At 65.2% G+C, this 17,486-nt stretch carries 15 protein-coding genes; 4 read left to right on the top strand and 11 right to left on the bottom strand.

Annotated elements, in window-relative coordinates; all coding sequences use genetic code 11:
* Window positions 1-5 precede the first annotated feature (5 nt).
* Window positions 6-893: a phage integrase N-terminal domain-containing protein gene (locus tag AC1DS6_RS07040; protein WP_477102326.1), complete on the top strand. Its 888-nt coding sequence runs from the start codon at window positions 6-8 to the stop codon at window positions 891-893.
* A gap of 581 nt (window positions 894-1,474) precedes the next feature.
* Here AC1DS6_RS07040 and AC1DS6_RS07035 read toward each other — a convergent pair.
* On the bottom strand, window positions 1,475-2,410 hold the full coding sequence (locus AC1DS6_RS07035) for an aldose epimerase family protein (RefSeq protein WP_441624879.1): 936 nt from the start codon (window positions 2,408-2,410) through the stop codon (window positions 1,475-1,477).
* 276 nt (window positions 2,411-2,686) lie between these two features.
* Between AC1DS6_RS07035 and AC1DS6_RS07030 the strand changes: the two genes are divergently transcribed.
* Window positions 2,687-3,172 carry a cupin domain-containing protein gene (locus tag AC1DS6_RS07030; protein WP_051648237.1) on the top strand — a complete coding sequence of 162 codons (486 nt, stop codon included), beginning with the start codon at window positions 2,687-2,689 and terminating at the stop codon, window positions 3,170-3,172.
* Between the two features lie 46 nt (window positions 3,173-3,218).
* Here AC1DS6_RS07030 and AC1DS6_RS07025 read toward each other — a convergent pair whose 3' ends face one another.
* Window positions 3,219-4,433, bottom strand: coding sequence for a polyhydroxyalkanoate depolymerase (locus AC1DS6_RS07025; protein ID WP_477102325.1), 1,215 nt, complete (start codon window positions 4,431-4,433; stop codon window positions 3,219-3,221).
* Window positions 4,434-4,913: 480 nt separating this feature from the next.
* On the opposite strand from AC1DS6_RS07025, the gene AC1DS6_RS07020 reads away from it, so the two are divergent.
* Complete coding sequence (locus AC1DS6_RS07020) at window positions 4,914-5,570, top strand: glutathione S-transferase family protein (protein WP_441624873.1); 657 nt, start codon at window positions 4,914-4,916, stop codon at window positions 5,568-5,570.
* An 89-nt stretch (window positions 5,571-5,659) separates the two neighbouring features.
* On the opposite strand, the gene AC1DS6_RS07015 is transcribed toward AC1DS6_RS07020, so the two are convergent.
* Window positions 5,660-7,684 carry an acetoacetate--CoA ligase gene (locus AC1DS6_RS07015; protein WP_477102324.1) on the bottom strand — a complete coding sequence of 675 codons (2,025 nt, stop codon included), beginning with the start codon at window positions 7,682-7,684 and terminating at the stop codon, window positions 5,660-5,662.
* A gap of 147 nt (window positions 7,685-7,831) precedes the next feature.
* Window positions 7,832-9,361 (bottom strand): 4-hydroxy-3-polyprenylbenzoate decarboxylase, encoded by a 1,530-nt coding sequence (gene ubiD / locus AC1DS6_RS07010; RefSeq protein WP_477102323.1) that lies wholly within the window; start codon window positions 9,359-9,361, stop codon window positions 7,832-7,834.
* 631 nt (window positions 9,362-9,992) lie between these two features.
* On the opposite strand from ubiD, the gene AC1DS6_RS07005 reads away from it, so the two are divergent.
* Complete coding sequence (locus tag AC1DS6_RS07005) at window positions 9,993-11,051, top strand: transglycosylase SLT domain-containing protein (protein ID WP_441624867.1); 1,059 nt, start codon at window positions 9,993-9,995, stop codon at window positions 11,049-11,051.
* 149 nt (window positions 11,052-11,200) lie between these two features.
* On the opposite strand, the gene AC1DS6_RS07000 is transcribed toward AC1DS6_RS07005, so the two are convergent.
* The 7 genes from AC1DS6_RS07000 to AC1DS6_RS06970 form a co-directional block, all read right to left on the bottom strand.
* Window positions 11,201-12,382 carry a pyridoxal phosphate-dependent aminotransferase gene (locus AC1DS6_RS07000; RefSeq protein WP_441624865.1) on the bottom strand — a complete coding sequence of 394 codons (1,182 nt, stop codon included), beginning with the start codon at window positions 12,380-12,382 and terminating at the stop codon, window positions 11,201-11,203.
* Between the two features lie 153 nt (window positions 12,383-12,535).
* Entirely contained in the window at window positions 12,536-13,057 is a 522-nt protein-coding gene (nusB, locus tag AC1DS6_RS06995; RefSeq protein WP_441624863.1) for a transcription antitermination factor NusB, read from the bottom strand.
* Window positions 13,050-13,553, bottom strand: a complete 504-nt coding sequence (gene ribH, locus AC1DS6_RS06990) for a 6,7-dimethyl-8-ribityllumazine synthase (RefSeq protein WP_035863901.1) — start codon at window positions 13,551-13,553, stop codon at window positions 13,050-13,052. Before ribH ends, nusB begins: the two co-directional genes overlap by 8 nt.
* 66 nt (window positions 13,554-13,619) lie before the next feature.
* A complete protein-coding gene (ribBA, locus tag AC1DS6_RS06985; protein WP_441624861.1) occupies window positions 13,620-14,732 on the bottom strand; it encodes a bifunctional 3,4-dihydroxy-2-butanone-4-phosphate synthase/GTP cyclohydrolase II in 1,113 nt (370 codons plus the stop codon).
* A 267-nt stretch (window positions 14,733-14,999) separates the two neighbouring features.
* Complete coding sequence (locus AC1DS6_RS06980; RefSeq protein WP_441624859.1) at window positions 15,000-15,629, bottom strand: riboflavin synthase; 630 nt, start codon at window positions 15,627-15,629, stop codon at window positions 15,000-15,002.
* A 97-nt stretch (window positions 15,630-15,726) separates the two neighbouring features.
* A complete protein-coding gene (gene ribD, locus AC1DS6_RS06975; protein WP_441624857.1) occupies window positions 15,727-16,845 on the bottom strand; it encodes a bifunctional diaminohydroxyphosphoribosylaminopyrimidine deaminase/5-amino-6-(5-phosphoribosylamino)uracil reductase RibD in 1,119 nt (372 codons plus the stop codon).
* Window positions 16,846-16,891: 46 nt separating this feature from the next.
* Entirely contained in the window at window positions 16,892-17,485 is a 594-nt protein-coding gene (locus AC1DS6_RS06970) for a pilus assembly FimT family protein (protein WP_441624855.1), read from the bottom strand.
* Window position 17,486 lies beyond the last annotated feature (1 nt).

Below are 17,486 nucleotides of genomic sequence, written 5' to 3'. Positions count from 1 at the left end.
ACCCAATGAAGTTCGATATTTTTGTGGACCTGATGCGCCTGGTTGAGCGCAATAGGGATGGCTCGTATGCGACCCAGGCGGCCCGCAGGGAAGTGCTCGCGCAGGTGGCTCATGATCTCAAGGACATGGGCTTTCGAACGCTTCCTGCTACTGGGTTGAAGCCAAAGCATGTTACAGCGCTGGTCAAGCGTTGGCAGGCCTCCGGCATTGCTGTGGGGACCATGAAGAACCGCATGTCACATGTGCGTTGGTGGGCAGAGAAGGTCGGCAAGCGGAATTGCGTCCCGCGTACCAATGCCGAGCTGGGCATTGGCAGGCGCAGGTATGTGACCAACGTTTCGAAGGCACTGGTGCTGGCTTCGGGGGATATTGAGAAGATTGCCGATGAACGTCTGCGCTGTTCTGTCGAGTTGCAGCAGGCTTTTGGGTTGCGCAGAGAGGAGTGCCTCAAGTTTCAGCCGAGGTATGCGCTGGCAGGCGTGACGCCGGATGTAGTGCGAGAGATTCAGCTCAAGCCGACTTGGTGTAAGGGCGGTCGGGCACGTGCTGTGCCTGTCACGAATGAGCGTCAGCGAGCTGTGCTTGCGCGTGCGGTTGCGCTCTCTGGTAGCGGCTCCATGATCCCCAAGCATCTCAAGTACATCGACCAGCTTCACCGCTATATCTGGGCCGTCGAGAAGGCTGGCATGTCGAAGCTACATGGTCTTCGGCATCAGTATGCCCAGCAGCGCTATCACCAGCTCACCGGCTGGCTTGCTCCCGCCGCAGGTGGACCAGTGTCGGCACAGCTCACGCCGCAGCAGCGTGCCGTGGATCGTGCAGCACGACTGCGGGTGTCAGCCGAGCTGGGCCACAATCGTGAGGAAATTACGGCAGTTTATCTGGGCCGCTAGCGCATTGTCTCGGCCTTGTTTGACGCCATTTACTAAGTCGCGGCAGCCCATTTGTTTGGAAAGCAGCGTTGTGTCGTGCCTGTTGTACAACCCTGTCCTTTTACGAAAGAGAGTGACACCTTGTCAGATCTATTGGAACATCAATTCATTCACTTGCTTGAGCGCGGCGCGGTGGGATTGGTCGAGCTGGTGCCGGCGCCGGATTGCTGGTATGTGCGCATCAATGGTTGGCAGTGGTTGCGCTCGCCTCGCGAGTGCCCGTACCGATTCTTCCCGCTGGAAAGGACCTTGGCGTACCTGCGCGACCTGGGGTGCGGGCGAGTGATGGTGGATCTGAGCACCTGGCCAGACACGCCGTAGTCCTGATTTCCCTCGGTCGTGTCCCCTTTTGTCGAGGGATGGATCATTGAGCCAAGGGGGCAGCGAAGCGAGCGAAGATAGGCGATGATTCGCTTGTGCTTGATTTCGTCGCCCCCTCTCGAACTAGGTCATGGCAGTGCCCCAAGGCCACCGCTTCGGTGTCGGCCAGCCACTCGAGTAGCGCTTTTTCCCAACCTTGCCGCTTGGGCGGCGCGCCTGCGTTATCGGTCCAGCCGCAGCTGGCAGATCGCCGCCTCTTCCTGGCCCGGCGCGAGCCAGCGCAACCCCATGCCATGGTGGATCGCGTTTGGCAGGCCGAGCCAGGGCTCCACGCAGTAGTAGTCGGCGTCGACGTGCTCGGACCATGTGGTGACGGCGAACCACGGTACGCTGCCAGGCGGGTCCAGGTCGATCACCAGCTTGCGGCCCTGAGGGGCGGCGGCGTTGGGCGGCATCGCCAGCGTACACGCGCGCGGCGCGGTAAGCCGCGGCTGAAGGACGTGGAAGGTGTCTTGCAGGCGCAGGTCATCAAGCCGATACGCTGCGGCGCCTGCGCCGCTGGATGCCGGCGAGCCATCCGCGCGCTGATGCATCAGGATCGCGGCCGGCATGGCCAGCCCGGATGCCCCGCGCCCCTGGTGGGCAAGCGCGAAATAGAAATGATGGCCGGCGTAATAGGGCAGCGGCTGTGCACCGGCATTGCGCGTGCGCAGCCTGGCTTCGAGCCCGTCCTCCAGCAGGCGGTAAGTGACCTCGAAACTGAAATCGAACGGGTAGGAAGCGCGCGTCGCATCCGAGGCTTGCAGCTCCATGGCAATGCTGCGTCCCGGCTCGTGCCGCGTGACCGCGAAGGGCAGGTCGCGCGCAAAACCGTGGTTCGGCATGGCGCGCACGGCGCCGCTGGCGTCTTTCCAGGCGCCCTGCGCACCGTCGGCGAAGTGCCTGGCGATGAAGGGGAATAGCAGGGGATTTCCACCGCGAACGCGGGCGGGCTGGGACCAGTCGGCGTTGTCCGGCCAGTAGAGCATGTCCTCGCCGCGATGTACCCAGCGCACCAGGCGGCCGCCGAACTGCGGGGCGAGCAGAAGGAAACTATCTTCGTTTCCGACCCGGATCAATGCCTGGCCCTGGAAGCGGGTATGGGAAAGGGGTTGCATGCAGAGGTTCCGGCGAATGCATATCGCTGCATCATAGCCGCCATTGCATTGTCCGCGTGGGCGTGCCGCCGGCCGGGCGTCCGGGATGCATAATCATATGGCACCGGCCCGGTGCCGGGCTGGTACACAGCGCCCCCGGCAAGTGCATGCGTGGCATGCCAGGTCCCCGGCGCATGCCACGCGCAGCGGACGGTGCTCCACATTCAACTGGCCCGCTGCTGGCGTGAATGTTGCGTCGCAGCGTAGTGCTTTTCCCCCCAGCGAAAGGAGCTTGTCATGGCCGAGTCCCTCAACAAGTCCAGCGCGCCCGCCGGCGATCCCGCCGCGGACTCCACCCCGACGAAGTTTTCCCACGTGCGCCCGCAAGACACCGCCTTTGTCGACCAGGGTTTGCGCGATTTTTTCCTCTATCGCGATCTTGGCATTGCCGAGGCCACCGGCGGCAAGCTGCTGGTGCAACTGGTCAAGGCCAACCAGCCGCCCGAGCAGGGCACAGGCTGGCATCGCCATGAGGCGCAGTTCCATGTGGTGCTGATGCTCAAGGGATGGGCGCGCTTCATGTACGAGGACAAGGAGACGCTGGTGGCGACCGGCGATTGCGTCCATCAGCGCCCCGGCATCACCCACTACCTGTTCGATTACTCGCCGGACATGGAGTACCTGGAGATCGTGGGGCCGGCCGACTTCGGTACGGTCGAGGTGGAAGGACCATGCGCGGTGCCCGCGGTGACACCGTGGCCGAAGGACCGCGACGCCGCCTAGCCGGGCTGCCCTGGAAGCGCGGGGTGCGCTCACGGGCTCGCGCGTTTCATGCGCTCATGTGTACGGCGTTGCGCACCAGCGGATAGACCTGCGTTTCCCAGCGCTTGCCGTTGAATACGCCGTAGTGGCCAACTCCGGTTTGCACATGGTGCATGCGCATATAGGGACGCAGGCTGCCGCACAGTTCCTGCGCGGCCATGGTCTGCCCGATGGCGCAGATATCGTCGCGCTCGCCTTCCACTGTGAGTAGCGCCGTGCGGTGGATCGCGTTCGTGTCCACGCGGCGCCCGCCCACTTCAAGCAGGCCCTGCGCCAGCAAGAAGCGCTGGAACACCATGCTCACGGTTTCGAGATAGAACTCCGCGCTCAGGTCCATGGTGGCGAAGTATTCCTCGTAGAACACCTGGATCGCATCGGCGCGGGCGTGATCGCCGTGGGCGCGAAGGTCGTAAAGATCGCGAAACGCCTGCTGGTGGCGTTCATGGTTCATGCTCATGAAGGCGATCAGCTGCATGAAGCCGGGATAGACGCGGCGCATCGCGCCGGCGAAACGCAGCGGCACGTAGCCGGTGAGCGAATTCTCGAACCATTCGATGGGCTGGCTGGTGGCGAGCTCGTTGACCTTGGTCGGGTTGATGCGCGCGTCGATGGGGCCGGCCATCAGGATCAGGCTGGGCGGCTGGGCAGGGTCATTGTCTTCCGCCATCAGGGCCACCGCGGCCAGCGCCGCCACGGTGGGTTGGCAAACCGCCATCAAGTGCGTGCCGCCGCCGAGGACGTGGAGAAAATCGATCAGGTGATAGACGAACTCGTCAAAGCCGAAGCGCCCGTGCAGCAACGAGACGTCGCGCGGGTTGTGCCAGTCGGTGATGTAGACGTCGTGGTCGCGCAACATGGTCTGCACGGTGCCCCGCAGCAGCGTGGCAAAGTGGCCCGACATCGGCGCCACCAGCAACACGCGCGGCTGGCCGGAGACGCCATGCTTGCGAAAGCGCAGCAGTGAGCAGAAAGGCGTGCTCGCGACCACTTCCTCGGTCACCTGTAACGGCGTGCCGTTTACGGCGACGCTATCAATGCCAAAGGCCGGGCGATGATGCGTCAGCCGGCTCAGCGCGAGCACTTCGCAGGCGGCGCGCGTGGCGCGCATCGGCTCGCATCCCGAGAGCCGCGAGTTCACTGCCAGCGCCGACGCCACGAGGTCGGCGACGCTGCAGGCAGGGTGCATAAGGTCCGCATAGCTCTGGTACACCTGGTACAGCATGGCTCACCCCTTTTTATGCGTTGACCTCATTAGCCGCAATATGCGTGCCACGGCGATGTGGCTGGCATGAGGCTTGCGGGCTTGCCCGTATGGTGCAACGGGGTGACCTGTTCTGGTTCGTTTGCGGCGCGAGCGCCGCGCATGGGCGAAGCTTGCTGGCCTTTGCCAAGATCGCCGCCTCTTGCTGGTGCGGCGCGTTGCACCGTGCGAGTGCCGCGCCGGCTGGAGCGCGTCGGGGCATGAACAGCCGCTTGCGATGTGCGTGTTCGTCATGTGGGTCGACTACCCCGGAGCCTGGCGAAGTACGTAGGCGCAATACAAATGTCATCGCCATGATGTAGTACAAACTCATAGTAGAAGCAGCGAGCGCAAAGCACATAGCACGACACTGCACCGAGAGATACGGGCGCACCGTTCACTGGCACACACAACGGCATTCGCCCGCCATGCAACGGCTTTTCCAGGTGGCAAGGAGGCGGGATGGCAAGGACGACACTGACCATCAGCAGCAAGACGTATTCTTCATGGTCCCTGCGGGGCTGGCTGCTGGCCCGGTTCGCGGGACTGGAGTTCGAAGAGGTGCTGGTACCGCCCGACGATGCTGCGGCGCGCGCGGAAATCCTGCTGCTGTCGCCCTCCATCCTCGTCCCGCGGTTGCTGCATCAGGGCGTGACGGTGTGGGATACGCTGGCCATTGCCGAGTATCTCAACGAGGTCAGTCCCAAAGCCGGCCTGCTGCCCGAGGAACGCGCGGCGCGCGCGCATTGCCGCGCCATCTGCGGAGAAATGCACTCGGGCTTCGCGGCCATGCGCGCGGCGCTGCCGATGAACCTGAAGGGGCACTTTCCCGGCTTCAAGGTGTGGTCGCGCGCGCAAGCCGACATCGACCGCATTACACAGATCTGGACCGAGTGCCTGACACAGTATGGCGGCCCCTACCTGTTCGGCGAGAAACGCACCATGGCCGATGCGATGTATGCGCCGGTGGTAACGCGCTTTGTGACCTATGGCGTAATGCTGGATCCCGCTCCGGTGGAATACTGCAAGCAAATCCTGGCAATGCCGGAGTTGCAGGAATGGATCGCGGACGCCAAGAAAGAGCCCGATGAAATCAGCGAGCTGGAAGTGGAGTTCTGATTCGCCGGTGCAGGGGGTGAAAAGGGGAAAAAGGAGATGGGCAATTAAGCAATTAAGAAGAGGGTGCGCCGTGGCGCACCCTCTTTGCTTTACACCGGCGCGGATTCGCTCGCACGCGCCGCGAGGAAATGCTCGGCGTAGGCAAAGTACCAGTCCAGCGTCTCCGGGTTGGCCATGGCATCGCGATTGGCGATCTTGTCCGGGGCGTGGCCCAGCAGCAGTTTCTTGACCGGCACTTCCATCTTCTTGCCCGACAGCGTGCGCGGCACGCCTGGCACCTGCAGGATTTCGTTCGGCACATGGCGCGAAGACAGCGCGCTGCGGATGCGCGCGCGCATGATGTCACGCAGCGCATCGTCGAGCACCACGCCTTCGCGCAGCACCACGAACAGCGGCATGTAGGAGTCGCGGCCGAGGTACTCGAGGTCCACCACCATGCTGTCGAGTACTTCCGGCAGATCTTCCACCACCCGGTACAACTCGCTGGTGCCCATGCGGATGCCGTGGCGGTTGATGGTCGCGTCCGAGCGGCCGTAGATGATGGCGCCGCCATGCGCGGTGATCTTGATCCAGTCGCCGTGGCGCCAGACGCCGGGATAGGTATCGAAGTAACTGTCGCGGTAGCGCTTTCCGTCGGCATCGCCCCACAGGAACAGCGGCATCGACGGCATCGGCGCCGTGCAGACCAGTTCGCCCACTTCTTCGGTCAGCGCTTGGCCGGCTTCGTCGAAGGCCTCTACTTTTGCGCCCAGGCAGCGGCACTGCATCTCGCCTGAATAGACGGGCAGGATCGGGCAACCCGCCACGAAGGAGCCGGCGAAGTCGGTGCCGCCGCTCATGGGCGCCAGCCAGATGTCGGTGCGCACGTGGCGGTAGATCCAGTCGTAGGCCTCTGCAGGTAGTGGCGAACCGGTGGAGCCAAGCGCGCGCAGCCGGGACAGGTCGGCCACGCGGGCCGGCTCGATGCCTGCCTTCATGCAACTGGTGAAGAATGCCGCGCCGGCGCCAAAGGCGGTGACGCCGGCGGCATCCACGAAGCGCCACAACACTCCGGCGTCGGGCCAGGCGGGGTTGCCATCGTAGAGCGCGATGGTGGTGCCTAGCAACAGCCCCGCCACCTGGGCATTCCACATGATCCAGCCGCTGCTGCTGTACCAGTGGAAAACGTCGTCCGGCCCGAGGTTGTTGTGGAAGGCCATGAGCTTGAGTTGCTCGATGACGATGCCGCCGTGGCCGTGCACGATGGGTTTGGGCATGCCCGTGGTGCCCGAAGAGTAGACGATCCACAGCGGGTGGTCGAACGGTACGGGCTCAATCGCCAGCGGCACGCGATGGGCCAGCACGTCTTGCCATGCGTGGCGGCGCAGGCCGGGCGGAAGCGGGATCGTGCCTTCGCCGGGATTTCCCGCCTGCACCAGCACCAGGTCCGTGAGCGAGGGCAGGGCGGCCGCCAGGTCGGACAGTACCGGTGCGCGGTCGTAAGCCTTGCCGCCGTATCGGTATCCGTCCACGGCGATCAGCACCTTGGGCTCGATCTGGCGGAAGCGGTCGATCACCGCCACCTGCCCCATGTCGGGCGCGCAGCCCGACCAGATCGCGCCCAGGCTGGCGGTGGCCAGGAAGGCGACGACGGTGGCGGGGATGTTCGGCAGGTAGCCTGCCACGCGATCGCCGCGGGTGATGCCCATTTCGCGCAGGGCGTGCGCCAGCGAGGCTACCTGTTGTTCGAGTGCGTCCCAGCCAAGGTCCGTGACTTCAACGGATTCGCCGGCGTAGCGGATGGCGGCGCGCTGGCGCGCCGCGCCGCCGCCGGCATGGCGGAATACCTGCTGCACATAGTTCAGGCTGGCGCCTTCGAACCACCGCGCGCCGGGCATGCCGGCATCGCCGAGCACGCGCGAGGGCGGAGTGTCGAAGCGCAGGTCGAAGTAGGCGCGGATGGCGTCCCAGAAACCTTCCAGGTCGGTCACAGACCACTGCCATAGCGTGGCGTAGTCCGTGAAGGCGAGGCCTCGCTCGCTTTCCAGCCAGCGCATGAAGTGCGCAATGCGGCTGCCGTCGCGGAACGCCGGCGACGGCGTCCACATCAGTTTCCCTTCTTCAAGGGTGGTCATGTCTCCTCCTCGGGTCCGTCTGCGCGGACGTGCGGATGGGTTGCGATACGATGTAATGCGGTGCGATGCCTCGCGATACCGTTTGGGGTCGGGAGCGGCTTCGCTCGCCGCCGACCCGGAAAACGTGATCTTACATGCAGTCCGCCATCATGCCTTGGACCGGGCCTCGAACAGCGAGTCCCAAAGGCCATCGACGCGTGCCTTGACGGCGGCATCCATCTGGATCGGGCGGCCCCATTCGCGGGTGGTTTCGCCGGGCCATTTGTCGGTGGCGTCGATGCCCATCTTCGAGCCCAGCCCGGATACCGGCGAGGCGAAGTCGAGATAGTCGATCGGCGTGTTCGCCACCAGCACGGTATCGCGCGCGGGATCGACGCGCGTGGTGATGGCCCAGATCACTTCCTTCCAGTCGCGCACGTCGACGTCGTCGTCCACCACCACGATGAACTTCGTATACATGAACTGGCGCAGGAAGCTCCAGACGCCGAACATCACGCGCTTGGCGTGGCCGGCGTATTGCTTCTTCATGCGCACCACGGCCATGCGGTAGCTGCAGCCCTCGGGCGGCAGGTAGAAATCCGTGATTTCCGGGAACTGCTTTTGCAGCAGGGGCACGAAGACTTCGTTAAGCGCCACGCCAAGCACGGCCGGCTCGTCGGGCGGCTTGCCAGTGTAGGTGGAGTGGTAGATCGGATCGCGCCGCATGGTGATGCGGTCGATGGTGAAGACCGGGAACCAGTCCTGCTCGTTGTAATAGCCGGTGTGGTCGCCGTACGGACCTTCCAGCGCGTGCTGGTAGCCGGAAGGGTGGTTCGGGTCGGGCTGGATATGGCCTTCCAGTACGATCTCGGCCGAAGCCGGCACGCTCAGTTCGGACAGCGTGGGCGTGATGCAGCCGGCCAGCGCGGTGCGGCTGCCACGCAGCAGTCCAGCGAACTGGTATTCCGACAAGGTGTCCGGCACGGGCGTGACGGCGCCAAGGATGGTGGCCGGGTCCGCACCAAGCGCCACCGCGATCGGGAATGGCTTGCCGGGGTTGGTCAGCGCATGCTCGCGGAAGTCCAGCGCGCCGCCGCGATGCGCCAGCCAGCGCATGATGACCTGGTTGCGGCTGATGACCTGCTGGCGGTAGATGCCCAGGTTCTGCCGCTTCTTGTGCGGGCCCTTGGTGATCACCAGGCCCCAGGTGATCAGCGGCGCCGCGTCTTCCGGCCAGCATGTCTGGATGGGCAGGCGCGCCAGGTCCACGTCATTGCCTTCCCAGACCACCTCCTGGCAGGCCGGGCTACCGACACGCTTGGGCGCCATGTCCCACACGGACTTGGCCAGCGTGAACAGCTTGCCGGCTTCGCGCAGGCCGCGGGGCGGTTCGGGCTCCTTGAGCGCCGACAGGACACGGCCGATATCACGTAGATCGGCCAGGCTTTCGGCGCCCATGCCCAGCGCCACCCTGCGTGTCGTACCGAACAGATTGGCCAGTACGGGGACGCTATAACTCTGTCCAGGCCTCCGGGGATCGCTCGGGTTTTTGAACACGACTGCCGGTCCGCTTGCCCGCAACAGTCTGTCGCAGATTTCGGTCATTTCGAGGTTGGGCGACACCGGCGCATCGATCCGTTTCAGTTCGCCAAGGCCTTCCAGCTGGCCGATGAAATCGCGCAAGTCGTTGTATTTCATAGTGAATTCTAGTGGTGTACAGGCGACGGAGCGCGCCTGTCCTGGCAAGTCATATGCTTCTATCTACACATTGGTGCGATGAGGCGCAAAAAAATCATCCTCATTTGCATCTCCAAATTGTAAATTTTTTGACACCGCCGCGGTCGGCCGCGATGGCCTCCATGCATTGCCAGTGCTGACTTTCCCAGAATCGGGGGGTGGTGAAAGTGCGTCAAAGAGCCTTGTTACATATAACCAAAAGATTGGTTAATTGAAATCGTTATTCTTGACGATGTATAAAAGGGTTTCTACAATCCGTTTCTGCTCGTTGGAGTGTTGCGGTGCAGCACATTTTTTTGCGCCCTGTCAAGGGGTTAGTGAAGAATCATCCATATCCGATCATATGAGCGGATCCGTCAGAGCAGGACGGGTCCGGTCGATCGCCCCGGCGCTGGCCGGGTGCTTTGAGTAGTTCGCGGCAGGGCAGGCTCCCCCAAGAGCCTACCTTGTTTCTCGTTGGGCGCATGGGGAGCGCTCACCAACAGGTGCTGGACGTCATTGCTAGGCGGCGCGGCATCCTTACTTGAATACGCGGTCAACGGACGTGCGGCGCAACAACGCGGCGCGAAGCGGACGGCGGATGGAGGTAAGTATGAGTGGTTGGAAAACCCTTCATCTTCCCGGAGTCGGGCGGGCATTGCAGGTCCGTTTCAGACAACCGGTACCCGGAGTGAATCGGGCATTGCAGGTCCGTCTCGCGCATCCGGTCGCTGGCCGCGCCTTACGGCGCGGTCGCGCAACATTGAAATATGCCCTGAACAGTCTCGGGGTGTTGTCTGCAGTCGCAGCTGTATCGCTATCGGTCAGCCAGGAGTGGCGTACGGCCCTCGCTGGCGCGCTGGCCGGCGAGGAAGCGCCCGCGGTACTGATGGAAGCGGCGGTGCCTGCCAGTACGGCCGACGTGGCCGCGGCCAAGATCGGTCTGGCACCGGCCAAGCCCGTGGGTCTGCCCACGGTGTCCGGCACCGACGACTGGAGCCAGCCGGCCGGCAAGGTGCCCTCCGTGGCCCACCTGGCCGCGCAGATCCCGGCGCAGCGCGTGGCGCTGGATGCGCGCAACCCGGCGACGCTGGGCAGCGCGCGCGAGCAGGCAGTCGTGGCTGAGTACATCGCACGCAAGTACCGCGTGGCGGCGCAGGCAACCGCGCAACTGGTGAAGGCCGCGTACCTGACCGGGCGTGAGGTTGGCATTGATCCGCTGCTGATCCTGGGCGTGATCGCCATCGAGTCCAGCTTCAACCCGTACGCCGAGAGCGGCGTGGGCGCGCAGGGCCTGATGCAGGTGATGACCAAGGTCCACCAGGACAAGTACGAGGCCGTGGGCGGCGTGGCAGCCGCGCTCAACCCGTACGCCAATATCAAGATCGGCGCGCTGGTGCTGAAGGACTGCATCGCCCGCGCGGGTTCGCTGGAAGGCGGCCTGAAGTACTACGTCGGCGCAGCGACCACCAACACCGACGGCGGCTATGGCGCCAAGGTGCTGGCAGAGCGTGCCCGCCTGCGTCAGCTGCCGGGCGTACGCAGCGTCACGGCCGAGCCCGTGGCTGCCAAGCCGGAAGTGACTACCGACGCCAAGTCGCAGGCAGAGCACCATCAAGGTACGGCCAGCGACAAGTTGGAAGCCGCCGGGAACGTGCCGAGAAGCGCCTGATACGCACCGGCGGCGGCCTGGACGGCTGCTGCTTGCCGGCACGCGCGAGAAGGCGCCTCCGGGCCCGCCAGGACAAGACGGAGCCGGCAAGCAGAAAAAAAGCACCCACAGGGGTGCTTTTTTTCGTTTGGGTCTCGTTTGTGCATCCCTCAGGCGAAGAACTTGCCCAGTCGCGCCATGGCTTCCTCGATGTTCTCCATGGAGGTCGCGTACGAGATCCGGATATAGTCGCTGGCCGTATAGGGACCAAAATCCTGACCCGGTACCATGACCACGCCCGCATCGCGCAGCATGGCCTGGGTCAGGGTGTCGGCGTCGCCCGCGGCGGGGTGGTTGACGCCCCGGCAGTCCGCATACACGTAGAAAGCGCCATCCGGCTTGACCGGCACCCGCAGGCCGAGCGATTCCAGCGCCGGCACGATGGCGTCGCGGCGGCGATGGAATTCGGCCTTGCGTGCGTCATATATGGCCAGCGCTTCGGGGGAGAAACAGGCCAGCGCCGCGTGCTGGGCCACCGCCGAGGCGCAGATAAACAGATTCTGCGCCACTTTCTCGAAGGCATTCACCAGTTCGTCCGGCACCACCAGCCAGCCTAGGCGCCAGCCGGTCATATTGAAGTACTTGGAGAAGCTGTTGACGGTGATCACATCGTCGTCCAGGCTCAGCGCCGATACCGGCGACGCGTCGTACGACAGGCCCTGGTAAATCTCGTCGACGATGGCGAAGCCCTGGCGGGCGCGTACGGCCCTAAGGATGCGCGCCAGCTCATCCGGCAAGATCGAGGTGCCGGTGGGGTTGGAGGGGGAGGCCAGTAGCACGCCACGGGTCTGCTCGCCCCAGTGTGCTTCCACCTGCGCGGCCGTGAGCTGGAAGCGCTGGGCCGGGCCGCTCGGGATCATCCTGGCACGGCCGTCGAAGGCTGCGACGAAATGGCGGTTGCAGGGATAGCTGGGGTCCGGCATCAGCACCTCGGCGCCGATCTCCACCATCACGGCGCACGCCAGCAGCAGCGCGCCCGAGGCGCCGGCGGTGACTATCACGCGGCGCGCCGGGATGTCGATCCCGTACATGGTCTTGTAATAGCCGGCGATGGCCTCGCGCAGCGGCGCGATGCCCAGCGCGCCGGTGTACTGGGTGACGCCCCGGCGCATGGCCGCCTCGGCCGCCCGCACGACTGGCTCGGCGGCGGTGAAGTCGGGCTCGCCAATGCCCATGTGGATGATGTGGCGCCCGGCACGCTCGAGTTCGGCGGCCTGCTTGGCCAGCTCCATCACGTGGAAGGCATCGATATTGGCAAGTCGGGAGGCGGTAGCGAGGCGCTGCATGTCCATGGCGGGAATAGGCTTGGTGGGCTGGGTTGGGGGAGGAGGTGCGAAGTTAAAGCGGAATTAAGCCGAGTTGATCGGCGTAGAAGTAAAAACACCCGCCGGAGCGGGTGTCTGAACGGCAAGCCTGGCGCCGTGAACGGCGCAGGTTGCCGTCGCTCAGCGTCGGGCGGCCAGTTCGGGCGCGCGCACCTTGGCGGCCAGCTTGTCCAGCACGCCGTTGACGTATTTATAGCCTTCCACGCCGCCGAAGGTCTTGGTCAGTTCCACGGCTTCGTTGATGACAACCTTGTACGGGATGTCGACGCAGTGGATCAGTTCGTAGCTGCCGATCAGCAGGGCAGCGCGCTCCACCGGCGACAGCTCGGCCACCGGGCGGTCCAGGAAAGGCTCGAACGCACCGGTCAGCCTGGTTTCTTCGCGGATGGCGCCATTGAGCAGGGCGTCGAAGTGCTCGCGGTCAGCCTTGTTGAAGCCTTGGGCGTCGTGCAGATGGGCCTGGATCGCATCGGTATCGTTGCGATTCAGCAGCCACTGGTACAGGCCCTGCAGTGCGAGTTCGCGCGAGCGGCGGCGCGCGCTCTTGGGCGCTGCCTTGGGCTCGGACTTGGCGGCGGGCTTGGCGCCGGCGTCGTCCGCCGGCTTGCCGGCGGGGTTGCTGCTATCGGGCGCGTCACTCATCGTCGTCCTCGTCTTCATCCTCTTCCTGGCCGCGCAGCGAATCCAGCGCGGAGACCAGGTTTGCCATTTCCACCGCGGCGCGGGCGCAATCGCGGCCCTTCTCGCGGGTGCGGGCGTGAGCCTGGGCGTCGGTGTCGACGGTCAGGATGCCGTTGGAGATGGGCACGTTGAAGTCCAGCCCGACGCGGGTGATGCCGGCGCCGGATTCGTTCGAGACCAGCTCGAAGTGGTAGGTCTCGCCGCGGACCACCGCGCCAAGCGCGATCAGTGCGTCGAACTGGCCGCTTTCGGCCATCTTTTGCAGTGCCAGCGGAATCTCGAGGGCGCCGGGCACGGTCACCACCAGGGTGTCCTCGCCTTCGATGCCCAGCTTTTCCAGTTCGGCCACGCAGGCTTCGCGCAGTTCGTCGCAAACCGGCTCGTTGAAGCGCGCTTGCACGATGCCGATGCGCAGGCCTTCACCTTCGAGGTTGCTGGGATAGAAACCGTGATCCATCTTGTGTTCTCCTGGGTTCGGGGTGGCGGCCGGCGATAGGATTGCGGCCGCCGGATATCCGGTAGTTCAGTTTGCCTGGCCGCCGCTCATGGGCTGGTAGCCAGTCACTTCAAGGTCATAGCCGGTCATGCTCGGCATTTTCAGCGGGGAAGCCAGCACACGCATCTTGCCCACGCCGAGATCCTTGAGGATCTGGGCGCCGGTGCCATAGGTGCGCAGGTCCGGCTTCACACGGGGGCGATTCTGCGGGGCATCAAGGGCCGAGAACTGCGTGAACAGCTGCTCCGCCGTGTCCCCGCAGTTCAGCAGCACCATCACGCCGTGATCGGCCTGGGCGATGGCCTCGAGCGCGGCGGGCACGCTCCACGAATGCGTGGTGCGCGACACTTCGAGCAGGTCCAGGGTGGACAGCGGCTCGTGCACCCGCACCAGCGTTTCGCGGTCGGGCTGCGGCGCACCCTTGACCAGCGCCAGGTGCGCGCGGCCGCTCGGCTTGTCGCGATAGATGATGCTGTTGAAGGTGCCGTAGGGCGTTTGCATGGTGCGCTCGCCGGCGCGCTCGATAATGCTCTCGGTGCGGCTGCGGTAGTGAATCAGGTCGGCAATGGTGCCGATCTTGATGTCATGCTCCTGCGCGAACTCGACCAGGTCGGGCAGGCGCGCCATGGTGCCGTCGTCCTTCATGATCTCGCAGATCACGGCAGCCGGCGTAAGGCCGGCCAGGGCGCCCAGGTCGCAGCCGGCCTCGGTATGGCCCGCGCGGATCAGCACGCCACCGGGCTGGGCCGTCAGCGGGAAGATATGGCCGGGCTGGACCAGGTCTGTGGCGCGGGCGTCCTTTGCCACGGCGGCCTGCACGGTACGGGCCCGGTCGGCTGCCGAAATGCCGGTAGTGACGCCCTCGGCCGCTTCGATCGATACCGTGAAGTTGGTGCCGTGGACGGTGCCGTTGCGGCTGACCATGGGTTGCAGCTCAAGCTGGCGGCAGCGCTCGGCGGTCAGCGTCAGGCAGATCAGGCCGCGGCCATACTTGGCCATGAAGTTGATCGCCTCCGGTGTGACGAAATCGGCAGCCAGCACCAGGTCGCCCTCGTTCTCGCGGTCTTCCTCGTCAACCAGGATAACCATGCGGCCGGCACGGATTTCGGCAATGATTTCTTCTGTACGGGCGATTGTCATGGCATGCAGGCTGGAAAGCGGGCTGAGGTTGGGGCTGGAATTCTGGCTGAATTTCGGGCGGGATGGCTTGCTGGCCGGCTGTCGGCACCGGCTCGCCGGGACCCGCCTTGGGGGAAACCGGCCGGCCGCGGCAGCGGTCTGGCCCAATATTGTACGTCAACCGCGCGCCGCAAGGCGCGCGCTGCCCGCCGGGGACTTCCCTGTGGCGGTTGGTGCTTGGGGTGCGTGGCAATGGCGGCCGGCTAGCGGCGCCTGGAAGAGCGCATATCAGGCGGCTTTCGGCGCGCTCAGCATGCGTTCCACGTACCGTGCGATCAGATCGATCTCCAGGTTCACGCGCGCGCCGGGCTTGAGATCCTGCAGCGTGGTGACCTCGATCGTGTGGGGGATCAGGTTGATCGAGAAGGTGCAGCTGTCCTGCTCGTCAATGACCTTGTTGACCGTGAGCGATACGCCGTTGACTACCACCGACCCCTTGTAGGCCAGGTAGCGTCCGAGCTCGCGCGGGGCGCGCACGCGCAACTCGTGGGATTCGCCCACCGGAGCGAAGTGCGTGACTTCGCCTAGCCCGTCGACATGGCCGGATACCAGATGGCCACCGAGACGGTCGGCCAGGGTCAGCGCCTTTTCCAGGTTGACGCGGCCTGGCTTGTCGAGGCCGGCGGTCTTGTCGAGTGACTCACGCGATACATCCACGTCGAAGGCGTCTCCGTCCAGCGCGATCACCGTCATGCAAGCGCCCTGGATGGCGATGCTGTCACCCAGGATGACATCGGACAGGTCAAGCCCGGGAGCGCGGATGCGCAGGCGCACGCCGGCGTCGGCTGCGGCTTCGCTGGCACCCAGCGGGGAAACGGATTCGATGCGGCCGACGGCCGCGACAATGCCAGTGAACATGGTCGGTGCGAAATGCGATGGGAAAACACGCATGCTAGCAGGTGCGGCGCCAGTTCGTATTTGCCCGCGGCTTCCTGTCGGGGGGGGCGGCAGGCGGTCAGGCGTGGTCGGCGCGGCGTGCGATCAGCCGCAGGTCTTCCCCGATCATGCGTACGTCGTGCCAGCGGAAGGCCGCGGCGTCCTGCAGCCGTGCCAGGGGCGGCAACTGGAACATGCCTTGCGCATCTCCCAGCAGCTTGGGCGCCAGGTAGACCAGCAGTTCGTCGGCGCAATGCTCGCGGATCAGCGAGCCGTTCAGCTTGAACCCGGCTTCCACATGCAGCTCGTTGACGCCGCGCCGCCCAAGTTCTTCCAGCATGTGGCGCAGTTCCACCTTGCCGTGCGGATTGGGCAGCACCACCACCTCGGCGCCGCGAGCCTCCAGCGCGCGCCGGCGCGCGCCGTCGTCGAATGCGCAGAACACCAGCACCGGCTTGGCAAAATCGCCGGTGTCCGGTGTCAGCAGGCGTGCGTCCAGCGGGATCTCCAGCCGGGAGTCCACCACCACGCGCTGTGGCTGGCGTGGCGTGTCCACGGCGCGCACATTCAGCTGTGGGTTGTCGTCGCGCACGGTGCCGATGCCGGTGAGGATGGCGCTTGCGCGCGCGCGCCAGGCATGGCCATCGTCGCGTGCCGCCTGGCCGGTAATCCACTGGCTGGTGCCATCGTGCAGCGCGGTACCGCCGTCGAGCGAGGCGGCAACCTTGATCCGCACCCAGGGCAGTCCGCGCGTCATGCGGTTGACAAATCCGATATTGAGTTCGCGGGCTTCTTTTTCCAGGAGCCCGCAGCGCACGTCCACGCCGGCTTCGCGCAGCCGTTGCAAGCCGCGGCCGGAAACGGTGGGATTCGGGTCTTCCATGGCCGCTACGACGCGCGCGATGCCGGCGCGCACCAGCGCATCCGCGCAGGGCGGCGTCCGGCCAAAATGGCTGCAAGGCTCCAGCGTGACGAAGGCCGTGGCGCCGGCCGGATCGTTGCCGCGCGCGGCGGCGTCCTTGAGCGCCTGTATCTCGGCGTGATCCTGTCCGGCGGGTTGCGTGAAGCCCTGGCCGATGATCTTGCCGTCCTTGGACAAAACGCAGCCAACGCGCGGATTGGGCGTGGTGGTGTACATGCCTCGCGCCGCTAGCGCGAGAGCTTGTGCCATGGCTGCGTGGTCGGTATCGGAGAACATGAGGCCTGGTGCTTCCTGCCGCGCGGGCGGCGAGTTGAGGTTGGTTTCAGTCTTCAAGTGTCAGGGCGGCGGGGGGCTGGTCGGGACCACCGCAATCGGTATCCTGGCCCGGCGTGCACAGGCGGATGCGACCGTGGGCACCGAGCCTTAGTTGCCGCTGTTCACCCTGGCAGGTCACGGTGAAGGTGGCGGCGAGGAAACCGCCTTGCTCTGAGCGAGAGTATCCCACAGCTGCCATGTGCAGCGTATGGTTGCCTTGCGTGGTCGAACGCAGTGCGATGCGCAGGCAGGCGCTGTGCAGTTCGACCATGGCCAGCAAGTCGCCATCGTGCCGGTCAGGCCCGTCGGTGCCGGAGGGCGGCAGTGTCAGGCGCCAGCCCTGGTCCAGCGTTGCCGCGCCGGGCAAGGGCGCCAGCAATACGTCCGCGCGCCGGGCAACGGCGGTGGCGCGCGCGAGTGCCAGCGAGCCGGCGAGCCGGTCGGCCGCCAGTACCACCTGCTGCCGCGCCAGCAAGCGCTGCCAGGACGGGTAGGCGAATGCCACGAGCATGGACAGCACGGCCAGGCAGGTCAGCAGTTCGGCGAGTGTTGCGCCGCCGCTTCGATGCCGGCGGCCATGCGAAGGCCGATGCCCCGGCATG

This window comes from Cupriavidus sp. 05L310 (genome assembly GCF_056398185.1).
The sequence above is the reverse complement of the archived record's forward strand: the minus strand, read 5'-3'. Positions and strand labels throughout refer to the sequence as shown.